The following is a 13,520-nucleotide window of genomic DNA, read 5'->3' as shown; positions in this document are numbered from 1 at the left end:
TCGCTTTCCGACCCGGCGGCCACCGATCGCGGCGAGAACCGACGACACGATGACCCCACGCCACCTCACGGTCGCCCTCTACGACGGCCTGCCCGACGGCGGCCACCGCCGGTGGCTGGCCGAACCACTCGCAACTGCGTTGTGCGATCTCGGCCACGACGTCGTCGTCTTCCGTCCCCGCGGTTCGGGCCGCGAACCCGACGACCGACCCGTCCGGGTGGACCTCCCGCCGGCCCGCAGCGGTGAACCCGGTCGCTCGTTCATCTCGCAACTACCTGCCGCCCGTCGGTCGCTACGCGCCGCGCTCGACGCTGCGGCGGACCTCGGCGCCGACGCGTTCGTCGACCTCGAGGTCGACGACCGTGTGTGGATGCACAGCATGTTCGGCTCAGCCGATCGGTTCGTCGCAGTGCTTCACAGCAGGGAGCAGCTCTCGGCGACGTTCGGTCGGGACCGCCTTCTCCGACCTGCCATCCATCGCGCCCGGCTCCGGGCGTTCACCAAGACCCTCGACAAGGCCGAGGTCGTCATCTGTCTGCGCGATCCGATCGCCGAGGCGGTGGAGACGCTGTGCCCCGGAACCCGGACCGTGGTGATCGGCTACCCGGTCGTGTCCGATGCGCTGACCGCCGCGCCCCCGACCGACGGGTCGCCGGGAGATGGACGGCTGAGGATCCTCGTGCCCGGACACATAAGGCCCGACAAGGGCCTCGACGAACTCCTGGCCGCCCTCGTGGGGTTCTCCACCCCGACGACGGTCGAGGTGACCGGCGCACAGTCGCCGGGCCTCGACCTTCCCGTAAGCGTCGGCCCACATGCGGTCGTCGTGGACGACCGCCCGGTGAGCGAGCCCGAGATGGGTGCCGCCCACCACCGCGCCGATCTCGTGCTCGCTCCCCTGCCCGCAGAGTTCGCGGGGTCCGGCCGGGCCCGGGGCACCCTGCTCAAGGCCGCTGCGTACGGCGTACCGGTGGTGACGACACCCGCCGGCCTGGCGCAACTTCCCGATGGCTACGGATGTGTCGTCGTCGACCCCTTCACCCCGGCCGCGCTCCGCGCGGCACTCGAGGGCGCCGTCGGCAGGCTCGATGCACTCGCGGTCGCAGCTGCGGGGCGGGGCCCGGACCACATCCGGCGCCACCACACCTTCGAGGTGTTCGCAGCCGGCCTCACCGAGGCACTCGACCGGGGTCGCGCCCGCTGACTCAGGTCTCGCGGCCGACCACCAGGCGGCTGACCCCGTCCATGTCCGACGGGACCTCCACGCCACATGCGGTGAGAAGGGTCGGCGCCAGGTCGATCGCCGACGCGCCCTGCATGTCCACTTCCTCGCAACCGGGGCCCTGCAGCCACACGCGGGTGTGGTCGGTGTGATCGCCGGTGCGGGGAAGCCACGGCCACCGCAACGGGACCTCGATGACCCCCGTGGCCGGTGACTGCACCCGGTCCAACGCTCCGACGTCCCTGCGGAAGTCGATGAGCAGGTCCGGCAGGTCGGCGTGCGCATCGGGACCGAACGCCTCGCCTGGTGTCGTCATGGAGGCGATCACGGGCTCGCCGGTCGCGACGGTACGGAGCTGGGCCAGCTCTGAGCGCAGTGACGTGAGCACCTCGGCCACCTCGTCGGGGTCGATGACACCGCCCGGGTCGCGCCCACGCACCCGCAGGCGGACCGCGCCGCCGCGGTTGTTCGGCACCGTCACCGCACGGGTGGAACCGCCCCGCTCGAAGTGACGAGCGTCGGCACCGAGGGCATCCACCACACGCCGGGGCACGACGCGCCGAGCGAGCCGCCGCACGGGGGCCGGGATCCGCCGGCGGACTTCGGCCAGGGGAATGTCGTCGGATCCATAGCCCAGCCGCGTCAGCGCCACCGTGAGCGCCGCCTGGCCGCCCACCTCCCACTGCATGCCGTGGCTCGTCACCACCACGACCAGCGCGTCGTCTCCGGCGGCGGCGACCAGCGCACCGATGGCTGCATCGAGCTCCGTGTAGATGGTCTCCACCGCGTCACGGAGATCGCCGGGTGCGTCCGGGTCGTGGAACGGCGACCCGGGGTCCCGGAAGTGCCAGAACTGGTGGCCTGCGCAGTGCGACTCGGTGAAGGTGACGAATGCGACGTCCCACGGGCGTTCCAGGAGCTGGACGGTGATGTCCCGCTTGGCCGCAACCGTCGCCTTCAGGTCGGCGAGCAGCGACCGGTAGCCCTCGATCGTGTCGCCGTGGTGGCTGTCGCACACCGGGTAAGGGGTCTCGCGGGCCGCCGCCTCGAAGAGCGGGGCGAGCTCGGGCGGCTCCACCCGCATGTCCCAGTTGTGGTCGTGCATCTGCCACTGGTCGACCGATACTCCCCGGGGGCCGACGTCACCGAGCATCTGGGGCGGGTCGACGACGACAACGCGCCTTCCGGCCTGTGCGGCCACGTTGAACCATGCGCCGCCGATGTCGATCTCGTCGACGCGGGTGGGCCGCGGACGGGTCTCGCCGGCGTGCAGTTGGGCGACATGGCAGAAGTGGCCGTCACGCCAGCCCGAGCGACCGGTGTGGAGCTCGGGCCAGATCGTCCCCGGGAGGAACTCCATGGAGTTCGTGAGGCGCGCCGAGGACCCCTGTCGGGCGATACCCGCCAGATTGGGGAACCGACCCGTGTCGATTCCCTCCTCGAGCACGTCGGCCTCGGCCGCGTCCAAGGCGATCACGAGGAGTCGCTGTCTCAATGGTCCGGCCTCCGGTGAGTGGGTGCGCCCCCCGAATCTAGGGGCCCCGGGCTCCGGCGCCGTCACCGTGTCGTGGGAATGGCGCCCCGGGCCGACGGGTTGGCACAGTCGACCGGGACGAACCAGCCGAGAGGGACCCCATGGCACGTGCAGTCTTCAACGGAACCGTGATCGCGGAGTCCGACGACACGAAGCTGGTGGAGGGAAACGTCTACTTCCCGCCCGGCTCCATCCGCTCCGAGCACTTCACCGGGATAGACCGCACCACGGTGTGCCACTGGAAGGGGACGGCGTCGTACTACGACGTCGAGGTGGACGGCGAGCGGGCCGAGGGCGTGGCCTGGTACTACCCGGATCCCAGCGAAGCGGCCGAAGAGATCCGCGACCACGTGGCCTTCTACCCCAAGGTCACCGTCGAGGCCTGAGAACCTCCCGGACCCGTCTACAGCGCCGGTTCACCCCATCCGCCGCCGCCGGGCGTCAGCATCCGGAGGATGTCGCCGGCCTCCAGCTCGATCGTGCACTTGTCGGGCAGGCGCTCCGCGCGAACCTCGTCGCCGCCCGGTAGCAGCCAGTTCTCCCCCACCGCACCCGGCTCGCCGCCCGCGAGACCCCACGGCTGAGAGACACGTCTCTCGGTGATCAGCGAAAGGGTCGCGTCGACGAGGACCTCCAGGTCCCGTTCGATGCCGTCACCGCCGCGCCACTCTCCCGCCCCGCCCGAACCGTGCGCCAGCCGGAGACGCCTCACCCGCATCGGATAAGACCGCTCCAGGGCCTCGATCGGCGTGTTGCGGGTGTTCGTCATCGCGGTGTGCACGCCACTCATGCCGTCACGCCCGGGACGCGCCCCCTGCCCGCCGCCGACCGTCTCGTAGTAGACCCATCCTTCGCCGCCGACGAGGACGTTGTTCATCGTCCCCTGCGACGCCGCCCCGACCCGGTCCGGGACGATCTGCGCGAGCGCCCCGAAACAGACGTCGGCCACCCGCTGGGAGACCTCGACGTTGCCGGCACCGACCGCCGCAGGCGCCTCGGCCGCCACGATCGACCGGCGCGGGGCCCGCACCGTGACCGCCCGTGATGCGCCACCGTTGGCGGGGATCGTCGGGTCCGTCGCCGAACGGAGTGCGAACTCGACGGCGGACACAGTCACCGCCCGCACGGCGTTGACATTGCCACGTCGCTGCGATGCGGAGCCCTCGAAGTCGAACACGATCTCGGGGCCGGCGACCGTGACCGACACGGTGATCTCCGAGGGCGCCTGCTGATGCGGCTCGGGCCCGCAGGAGTCGACCACATCGGTGAAGGACCACCGACCGTCGGGGAGGCCTGCGATGGCGGTCCGCATCCTGCGCTCGCCGTATGCGACCACCTCGCCGAGAGGTTCGGCGGCCAGTTCAGCCAGCCGGGACACTCCCACCACATTGGCACCGCGCTGGGCGTCGAGGTCGCCCCTGCGCTCATCCGGCGTGCGCGAGTTCGCACACAGCACGGCGACGATGCCGTCGTCGAGGCGAACCGGCGGGATACGGAGTCCCTCGTGGAAGATCTCGGTGGCGTCAGCGGGGATGGATCCCGGCGCACCACCGCCGAGGTCGGCGTGGTGGGCGCGGTTCGCGGCGAAACCGACGAGGTCCCCGGCGACGAAACACGGCGCCACGAGGGTCAGGTCGTTGAGGTGGGTCCCCCCGGCGAAGGGATCGTTGACGGCGATCTGGTCGCCCGGGGTGAAGGCGCCACCGAAGGCGGCGATCACCGCCGCTACCGAAGCCGGCATCGACCCGAGGTGGACGGGGATGTTCTCGGCCTGCGCGAGCAACTCGCCGTCGGCGGTGAACAGCGCGGCGGAACAGTCGGCGCGTTCCTTGATGTTGGGGCTGAACGCCGCCCGACGCAGCACGGCACTCATCTCCTCGGCCACCCCGGTCAGGCGCGAGATCAGGACCTGCAGACCCGCCGCGTCGATGCTGTCACCGCTGTCGGCCATGTCCGAACCTTAGAGCGGGCTCGGCTGCCGGGAGCCCATCAGGCGGTAGCGGGCTCGGGCGCGCGGCGGTTCACCAGCCACCTGGAGAAGTCGTCGGCGAACCGGGTGAACACCGGCCCCGCGATCGCCAGGATGAGCACGTAAGCCGTGGCGACGGGTCCCAGGTCGTCGACGATCCCCGCCTCGTCGGCCGCGGCGACACCGAGACCCGCGATGACGATCGAGAACTCACCGCGGGCGATCAGCGCGCTACCGGCTCGCACCCGGCCCGGCAGGGCGATGCCCGCCCTCGACGCGGCGAACCAGCCGGTGCCCATCTTCGTCGCCGCGGTGATCACCGCGAGGATGGCCGCGGGAAGCAGAACACCGGGGATCTCCCCCGGGTCCACCTGGAGGCTGAAAAGCACGAAGAACGTGGCGGCGAAGAGATCGCGCAACGGCAGGACGAGCTTCTGGGCCCGCTCCTCGACGTTGCCGGTGATGGCGATGCCGACGAGGAAGGCGCCGATCGCCGCGGAGACCTGTAGGGACTGTGCCGCCCCGGCGACGATGAGCGTCAGCCCGAGGACACCGAGCAGCAGGCCCTCGTCGGTGCGGGCGTGGAGCATCGCGCTGATCGTCTCGCCGTAGCGCATGGCCGCGAACAGCACGAGGAGGACGACCGCGAGCGCGATCCCGAGCGACGTGGCGGCTTCGGCCGTGTCGTCCCCGGCCAGGAGGACACCGACCACCGGAAGGTACAGCGCCATGACGAGGTCCTCGATGACGAGGACCGACAACACGGTGGGGGTCTCGCGGTTACCCAGCCGGTTCAGGTCGCCGAGGAGCTTGGCGATGATGCCCGACGACGAGATGTAGGTGATCCCGGCGAGCAGCAGCGATGACGTCGCGTCCCAGCCCAGCAGCATCCCGGCCGCGAAGCCCGGGCCACCGTTGAGGACGAGGTCCACCAGGCCGGCCCGCCCATCTCGTCGCAGGCCCTTGCCCAGCTCTTCGGCGGTGTACTCGAGGCCGAGCGTCAACAGAAGCAGGATCACGCCGATCTCAGCCGCGATGTCCACGAACTCGCGGGACAGGTCGAGTTCCACGAACCCGCCCTCGCCGAAGAAGAGCCCGGCCGCCATGTAGAACGGGATGGGGCTGAAGCCCAGGCGGTCGGCGACCCGGGCGAGGATCGCAAGCCCGAAGAAGATCGCGCCCAGCTCGAGGAAGATCAGCGCGTCGTCGGTGGATCCCGCGGCGAAGACGAGGGGCATACCGGCGGGTTCAGCCGTCGGCGAGTGCGTCGAGCGCTTCGATCCCCTCGGCGGTCCCGATGGCGACGAGCGTGTCACCCACCTCGACCACGGCTTCGGCCCCCGGAGCCGCCAGGGTCTCGGAGCCACGCAGGATGGCCACGATGCTCACTCCGGTACGCGTGTGGATCGCGAGATCGCCCAGTGAGCGACCGGCGAGCGGAGAGACGTCGAGAACCTCGTGCCAGTCGATGCGCACGCCCGAGACGGTGTGGGTCACCTTGTGGAGATGGTCGGCGAGTACGGTGGCCCCGAGCAGACGGGCCATGACGGCGGCCTCGTCCTCGCTGAGACGCATCGTGACCGAACACGCGTCGGGATCGGCCTTCGAGTAGTGCAGCACCTCGCGGTCCCCGCCACGGTGGACGAGCACTCCGACCCGCCCTCCCTGTTCGGTGGCGAAGTCGAACTTCGTCCCGACACCCGGTAGCTCGGTCTCCTCGACGTCATGCATCCCCCCAATCTACCGGCATGGGGCACCTTGGCCGAGCCGTGGAGACGACGATTCGCGCTCAGACCCGGGTGAGGACCAGGCAGCCGACCGGACCGGGCTCGGCCCGCCAGCCGGTCGGAACCCAGGTCGTGGCATCCGGCTCGGCGATCACGACGGGCCCGACACCACCCGAACGTTCGAGGACGGGCAGGTCTGCGATGTCGACGGGGGCGGGGACCGATGCCGCCGCCCGGAGTGCGACGACCTCGACGGCATCACCGCCGCGCAGATAGCCGTTGCGGCGTTCGTGTTCGGCTGCGAAGTCCGCAACGGCCCCGACCGTGATCTCGTGGCTCTGTCCCGCGTAGCGGCAGTCGACGCCGACCTCCACGGTGGCATCACCGCCGACGGCGGCCGTGGCTTCCGCTGCGAGCGCATCGAGCGCATCGGCCAGCCCGGTGTGGTCGGTGGGGGTGGGCCACGAGCGGACCAGGTCGTGACGGCGGGGCGCCCCGAGAATCCCCACCGCGGACAGGACACCCGCGCGGGGCGGAACGATGACCGTCTCCATCCCGAGGGCGTCGGCGAGGCCACAGGCGTGCAGCGGCCCCGCCCCGCCGAATGCGACGAGCGCGAGGCCGCGGGGATCGACACCGCGTTCGACGCTCACGCGCCGCAGTGCCCGGGCCATGTTGGCCTCGACCACGGCGATGACGCCCTCGGCGTCCACGCCGGCTGCGGCAAGCGCCCCGCGCGCGGCTTCCACGTTCAGCGGTTCGAGATCGCCGAGAGTCGCCCCGGGCGGCAGGTGACCCGCCACGAGGTTGGCGTCGGTCACCGTCGGCTCGGTCCCGCCGCGTCCGTAGCAGGCGGGGCCCGGTTCGGCTCCCGCACTGCGCGGGCCGACGACGAGGGCTCCGCCCGGATCGACCCGGGCGATGGATCCACCGCCGGCGCCGATCGTCAACACGTCGAGCGAGGGCACCCTCACGGGCAGGCCGTCCATGTCACGGGCGGTCGCCGGTTCGGGACGACCGTCCCGGACGAGGCACACATCGGTGGACGTACCGCCCATGTCGAAGGTGATGGCGTCGGGTCGACCACACGCCACGGCGTACGCGGCGCCGGCGCGTACGCCCCCCGCGGGACCCGACACCAGCAGGCGCACCGGTGAGGTCGCCGCGTCGGCCACGGGAACCAGTCCGCCCGCGGAGGTCATCACCGAGACCTCGCCCGCCGCGGGAGCGAGCCCGTCGAGGTAGCGGCGACACGGCGGACGGATGTACGCGTTCATGACCGTCGTGGAGGTGCGTTCGTATTCGCGGAACTCCGGCGCCACCTCGTGGGAGCACGTGACGTCGAACCCCCGCGACCGCAGCACCTCCGCGACGGCGCGCTCGTGGGCCGGGTTCAGGTCCGCGTGCAGGAAGACCACCGCAACCGCACCGACCTCGTCGGGGATCTCCGGGATCGTCGCGAGGTCGACGGGGACGAGCACCGACCCGTCGGCGGCGAGCCGTTCCACCACGCCGAACCGCAACGCCCGTGCGACGAGCGGCTCGGGCCGGTCGGCGAAGGGGTCGTAGAGGGAGGGTCGGTCCTGTCGGCCGATCTCGATCACGTCGGAGAAACCCTCCGTCGTCACGAGTGCGACCTGCGCGCCGCGACGTTCCAGAACGGCGTTGGTCGCCACCGTCGTCCCATGGGTCAGCGTGTCGGGACGTCGCGCGCCGAGGCTCACGAGCCCCGCTCTGACCGCCTCTCCCGGGTCACCCGGCGTCGACAGCGTCTTGGTGATGGTGCCGTCGGCGGCGACGAGGTCCGTGAACGTCCCGCCCGTGTCGGAACCGACCCGGGCGGTCTGGTCGCGGGTCGGGGGTCCCGGTGAGGTCACCGCTGCGCGCCGTCGCGGCGGCGCACCGTGGCGGGTAGTTCCCAGATCCCCCGACGGTCGCCCCGGGGGCTCCACACCACCGCCTCCTCGTCGGGTATGTCGATCGACTCGAACCGGTCGGCCACCCCGGCGAGGAGGAGTTCCATCTCGAGGCGCGCGATCGGTGCCCCGATGCAGAAGTGCGGCCCGGCCCCGAAGGTGAGGTGCGGGTTCGGCGAGCGGTCCAGCCTCACCTCGTGGGCGTCGTCGAACACGGCGGGATCCGTGTTCGCTGCGCCGTAGCTCGTCGCGACGACCGATCCGGCGGGGATCGTGGTGCCGCGCAGGGACACGTCGCGCGTCGCGTTCCGACAGAAGATCTGCACGGGCGTCGCGTAGCGCAACATCTCCTCCACGGCGGCGGGCAGCAGTTCGGGCCGGGCCCGCAGTTCGTCGAGCGCCTCGGGGTGGTGGGCCAGGTGGTAGAGCGCCATCGACATCGCGCTGGCGGAGGTCTCGTGCCCAGCGCTGGCGAGGACAAGCATCCCGAAAGAACGGATCTCCGCCCTCGAGAGGCGGTGGCCGTCCACCTCGGACTCCATGAGCATGGAGATGAAATCGTCGCGTGGTTCGCCCTCGCGCTCGGTGATGATCCCGTCGAGGTAGTGCTCGATCTCGGCCGTCGCCCGCCGGGCGTCCTCAGGGTCTTCGACCGAGGAGAACAGCCGGTGACCCCATTCGGCCCAACGTTCACGGTCCCCGGCGGGGAGCTTCATGAACTCGCCGAGGGTCCCGGTGGAGAACGGGACGACGACGTCGGCGACCAGGTCCGCCGAACCGACTGCTGCGAGATGGTCGAGACGCTCGTCGAGGAGCCGGACCATGGCCGGGCGCAACGCCTCGATACGGCTGCGCCGGAACACCGGGCTGATCAGTGCCCGGTAGCGGGCGTGATCGGGCGGATCCGCCTCGACGGGCAGGAGCGGATAGTCCCGCTGGATGATCATCGGCATGGCTGTGACGCCGGGCTCGGCGGAGCTGTAGGTCCGCCAGTCGGTCACGGCACTCTTCACGTCGTCGTAGCGGGTCAGCAGTGTGTAACCGCCGTACTCGCGGAAGTGGGCGTCGGAGTGCAGGACCGGGCACTGCTCACGCAGGTCGTCGTAGGTCGGGAACGGGTCACGGCAGAAGCCCGGATCGTCGATGTCGAAACTCGCGCAGCGGTCGTCGGACAGGTCGCTCATCAGAATGCCTCCGGGTGGACCACCCACACATCGTCGCCGAGTACCTCCCGCAGACCCTTCACGAACCGTGCCGTCTCGCCGGACTGGTCGTCACCGACCACGAGAGCCTCGTGGGCGTTGCGGCGGAACCATGCGTCGCGGCGCCCGACGGCACCCCGGGCCGACGCCGCATCCGTCGGCGTCTTCTTCTGGAGCTCGATCACCTCGGCGGCGTCCGCCACGAGGTCCTCGAAGGTCTCCCGTGCGGCGACAGGCCACCGTGCGGCGGGGTCCGGGTACGGCAGGACCGCCACGTAGGGCACGCCGGCGCGCCGGGCGGCCTCGGCACCGGCCGACTCGCCCCCCATCCGCATCCCGCTCAGCACCACGAGGTCCTCGAACATCGTCGCCTTGGCGTCGATGATCTCGGCGAGGTGTGTCAGCAGGGCGCGGGACGCGACGAGGTCCCGGTCGCCGCCCACGACGAGGCGGTGCCCCGCCGGGGCCTCACGTCCCGTCGGATCCGCCTCCTTCGCCTCGGCCCGGTCCACGGGCGCCGCGGCGCGCGCCGCACGGCCGGGACCGCTCGAATCGGGACCGCCGACATGTTCAGGGGTCCGGTCGCCCGAGCGGGGTGTCTGGGTGAACGCAGCCTCCACGGCGAGGCGGTCCGCGTAGTCGTTCCAACGGTCCCCCGCGTGGCCCTTGACCCAACGGAAGGTCACGTCGCCCGCGCGGACCGCGTCGATCAGGGGCTCCCACAGGTCCCGGTTGGCGACGGGCTTCTTCGCGCTCGTCTGCCAGTTGCGCTTCAGCCAACCCTTCCACCAGCCGTCTCTGAAACAGTTGACGACGTACGTGGAGTCGGACACGACTTCGAGGGGGTGGGGCAGATCCCGGACGGCCTCGAGTGCCGCCTCGAGTTCCATGCGCTGATTGGTGGTGTGCTCCGCGTGACCGGCGCCGAACGGTCCGTCCGGAACGATCCAGGCCCACCCGCCCGGCCCGGGGTTACCGGAACAGGCCCCGTCGGTGTAGACGACCGTGCGGTCGGCGTCTCGGGAAGCGGCAGGCGGAGGTGACACAGCGGTCATGTTCGCACGCCTCACGGACCGATCCACGGTGGGTCATCCCGGGCACCGGACCGGTGGGGGTATCGAATGCCCGAACGATCCGCAATCATGGGCGCATGGCCGATCACTACTCCCACGCTCTTCCCGACGCCGACCCGAGCGAGACGAAGGAGTGGTTGGACTCGCTCGACGCCGTGATCAACGCGTCGGGCCCCCAGCGGGCCAAGTTCCTCGTGACGAAGCTGCTGGAGCGGTCCCAGGACCGCGACGTGGGTGTCCCGGCGACGGTGACGACGCCCTACGTGAACACCATCCCGCCCGAGGAACAGCCGTTCTTCCCCGGTGACGAGGGGATCGAGCGTCAGATCCGCCGCTACATCCGCTGGAACGCGGCGGCGATGGTGATCAACGCGAACATGAAGGCCGACGGGATCGGTGGGCACCTGTCGACGTTCGCGTCGTCGGCGTCGCTGTACGAGGTGGGGTTCAACTGGTTCTTCCGCGGCAAGGAGGACGGCGTCCCGGGCGACCACGTCTACTTCCAGGGTCACGCCGCGCCGGGGATCTACGCCCGGGCGTACCTGGAGGGCCGACTCGACGACGCCCACCTCGACAACTTCCGCTCCGAGATCGGCGGGCACGGGCTCTCCAGCTACCCCCACCCCCGGCTGATGCCGGACTTCTGGGAATACCCGACGGTGTCGATGGGGCTGGGCCCCATCAACTCGATCTACCACGCGCGCTTCAACCGCTACATGCACGACCGGCGCCTCGACGACACGACCGATTCGCGCATCTGGTGTTTCGTCGGCGACGGCGAGATGGACGAGCCCGAGACTCTGGGCGCCATCTCGATTGCCGGCCGGTCGGGACTCGGCAACCTCATCTGGGTCGTGAACTGCAACCTTCAGCGCCTGGACGGCCCCGTCCGGGGCAACTCCCAGATCGTGCAGGAACTCGAAGGCGTGTTCCGCGGCGCGGGTTGGAACGTCGTGAAGGTCCTGTGGGGTTCGCAGTGGGACGAACTGCTCGCCGCAGACGTGGACGGCGTGCTCGTCAACAAGATGAACTCGACGGTCGACGGCGCGTACCAGCGCTTCGCCACCGAGAACGGCGCCTACATCCGTGAGCACTTCTTCGGTCCTGATCCGCGCCTGCGCAAGATGGTGGAACACCTCTCCGACGAGGACCTGGAGAACCTCCCGCGCGGCGGACACGACTACGCCAAGCTCTACGCCGCCTACCGCAAGGCCACCGAGACGACGGACCGTCCGACGGTGATCCTCGCCAAGACGATCAAAGGCTGGACACTCGGGCCGGGGTTCGAGGGGCGCAACGCGACGCACCAGATCAAGAAGATGACCAAGGATCAGATGCTCGATCTGCGCGACCGCCTGCGTCTGACCGACGTGATTCCCGAGGCGGATCTCGAAGACGGCCTGCCGTCCTACTTCCGCCCCGAACCCGGGTCCGAGGTCCACGAGTACCTCATGGGCCGTCGCCGGGCGCTCGACGGACCGCTGCCGTCACGGGTGGTGCGGGACCGTCGCAAGCTCGAACTCCCGGACCGCAAGGTCTTCGGCGAGTTCGACGAGGGCTCCGGCGGCCGTGCGGTGTCGACGACGATGGCGTTCACCTCGCTGCTGCGTGGCCTGCTGCGCGATGAGAAGGTCGGCGAACGGATCGTGCCGATCGTCGCGGACGAGGCCCGTACGTTCGGGATGGACTCGCTGTTCCGGGAGTTCAAGATCTACGCGGCCTCCGGGCAGCTCTACGAGCCCGTCGACCACGACCTGTTGTTGTCCTACGCGGAGGGCACCGACGGCCAGATCCTCGAAGAGGGCATCACCGAGGCCGGTGCTGTCGCCGAGTGGATCGCCGCCGCCACCTGCTACGCCAACCTCGGCGTGCCGATGGTGCCGATGTACACCTTCTATTCGATGTTCGGGTTCCAGCGCGTCGGCGACCTGCTGTGGCTCGCGGCGGACTCGCGTGCCCGGGGGTTCCTGCTCGGCGCTACGGCCGGGCGCACGACCCTGATGGGTGAGGGCCTCCAGCACCAGGACGGCCACAGCCTCGTCCTCGCGTCGACGGTTCCCGCCTGTCAGGCCTACGACCCGGCCTTCGCCTACGAGATGGCCGCCATCATGATGGACGGCTTCGAGCGCATGTACCCCGCCACGGGCGCCGCCGACGGTGAGGACGTCTACTACTACGTGACGCTCTACAACGAGAACTATGAACAGCCCGCTCGCGCCGACCACATCTCCGAGGACGACATCACCTCGGGTCTCTACAAGTGGGCGGGGACGCCCGACGGCTCCGACCCGCAGGCGACCATCGTGTTCTCCGGGACGGCGCACACCGCCGCCCGCGAGGCCCAGGCGGAGCTCGCCGAACGCTACGGCATCGCCGTGGACCTCTACTCGGCGACGTCCTACAAGCTGCTGCGCGAGGAGGCGCTCGACGCCGAGCGGTGGAACCGCCTGCACCCCGGACAGCCGACTCGCACACCGCGGGTGACCGAACGCCTCGCGGGGAGTTCAGGGCCCGTTCTCGCCGTCACCGACTTCATGGCGATGGTCCCCGACCAGGTTGCACGGTGGATCGGCCGCCCCCACCACGTGCTCGGCACGGACGGCTTCGGGCGCAGTGACACCCGCGAGGCGCTCCGCCGCTTCTTCGAGGTGGACACAGCGCACGTCGTCGTCGGCGTCCTCGCGGCGCTGTGCACCGAGGGTGTCGTGGAGGCCTCCGTCGTGGACGAGGCCATCGCCCGCCACGGCATCGACCCCGACACCACGAACCCCTACTGGTTCGAGGCCCCGCCGGTCCTCGACGACTGACGCCGTCCGGCTACCCGTGAGCAGACACCGGACGTGAAGGTGGCCGGCCCCGGGGCCGGCCACCTTCACG

The 13,520-nt window shown here is 70.5% G+C and carries 10 protein-coding genes; 3 read left to right on the top strand and 7 right to left on the bottom strand.

Annotated elements, in window-relative coordinates; translation table 11 throughout:
* Nucleotides 1-49 precede the first annotated feature (49 nt).
* The gene (locus tag RIE08_07815; protein MEQ8717506.1) at nt 50-1,204 is read left to right on the top strand and encodes a glycosyltransferase family 4 protein; all 1,155 of its coding nucleotides are present in this window, start codon (nt 50-52) and stop codon (nt 1,202-1,204) included.
* 1 nt (nt 1,205) lies between these two features.
* Here the strand turns inward: RIE08_07815 and RIE08_07810 are convergent, their stop codons facing one another.
* Nucleotides 1,206-2,717, bottom strand: coding sequence for an alkaline phosphatase family protein (locus RIE08_07810; GenBank protein MEQ8717505.1), 1,512 nt, complete (start codon nt 2,715-2,717; stop codon nt 1,206-1,208).
* Between the two features lie 140 nt (nt 2,718-2,857).
* On the opposite strand from RIE08_07810, the gene RIE08_07805 reads away from it, so the two are divergent.
* Nucleotides 2,858-3,142 (top strand): DUF427 domain-containing protein, encoded by a 285-nt coding sequence (locus RIE08_07805; GenBank protein MEQ8717504.1) that lies wholly within the window; start codon nt 2,858-2,860, stop codon nt 3,140-3,142.
* A gap of 17 nt (nt 3,143-3,159) precedes the next feature.
* Here RIE08_07805 and RIE08_07800 read toward each other — a convergent pair whose 3' ends face one another.
* From RIE08_07800 to RIE08_07775, 6 genes are read right to left on the bottom strand one after another with little or no spacing between them, the layout of a single operon-like run.
* Nucleotides 3,160-4,707, bottom strand: a complete 1,548-nt coding sequence (locus RIE08_07800) for a hydantoinase B/oxoprolinase family protein (protein ID MEQ8717503.1) — start codon at nt 4,705-4,707, stop codon at nt 3,160-3,162.
* Between the two features lie 38 nt (nt 4,708-4,745).
* Nucleotides 4,746-5,963, bottom strand: coding sequence for a cation:proton antiporter (locus tag RIE08_07795; GenBank protein ID MEQ8717502.1), 1,218 nt, complete (start codon nt 5,961-5,963; stop codon nt 4,746-4,748).
* A 10-nt stretch (nt 5,964-5,973) separates the two neighbouring features.
* Complete coding sequence (locus RIE08_07790; protein MEQ8717501.1) at nt 5,974-6,456, bottom strand: cation:proton antiporter regulatory subunit; 483 nt, start codon at nt 6,454-6,456, stop codon at nt 5,974-5,976.
* 58 nt (nt 6,457-6,514) lie between these two features.
* Nucleotides 6,515-8,329, bottom strand: a complete 1,815-nt coding sequence (locus RIE08_07785) for a hydantoinase/oxoprolinase family protein (GenBank protein MEQ8717500.1) — start codon at nt 8,327-8,329, stop codon at nt 6,515-6,517.
* Nucleotides 8,326-9,552: a cytochrome P450 gene (locus RIE08_07780; GenBank protein MEQ8717499.1), complete on the bottom strand. Its 1,227-nt coding sequence runs from the start codon at nt 9,550-9,552 to the stop codon at nt 8,326-8,328. The genes RIE08_07785 and RIE08_07780 overlap by 4 nt, the downstream gene beginning before the upstream one ends.
* On the bottom strand, nt 9,552-10,640 hold the full coding sequence (locus RIE08_07775; GenBank protein MEQ8717498.1) for a ribonuclease H: 1,089 nt from the start codon (nt 10,638-10,640) through the stop codon (nt 9,552-9,554). The genes RIE08_07780 and RIE08_07775 overlap by 1 nt, the downstream gene beginning before the upstream one ends.
* A gap of 80 nt (nt 10,641-10,720) precedes the next feature.
* Between RIE08_07775 and aceE the strand changes: the two genes are divergently transcribed.
* The gene (gene aceE, locus RIE08_07770) at nt 10,721-13,450 is read left to right on the top strand and encodes a pyruvate dehydrogenase (acetyl-transferring), homodimeric type (protein ID MEQ8717497.1); all 2,730 of its coding nucleotides are present in this window, start codon (nt 10,721-10,723) and stop codon (nt 13,448-13,450) included.
* Nucleotides 13,451-13,520 lie beyond the last annotated feature (70 nt).

The organism is Acidimicrobiales bacterium, from assembly GCA_040219085.1.
Classification (GTDB): domain Bacteria; phylum Actinomycetota; class Acidimicrobiia; order Acidimicrobiales; family JAVJTC01; genus JAVJTC01.
Note: the sequence above shows the minus strand (reverse complement) of the source record. Positions and strands in the feature narration are given on the sequence as shown.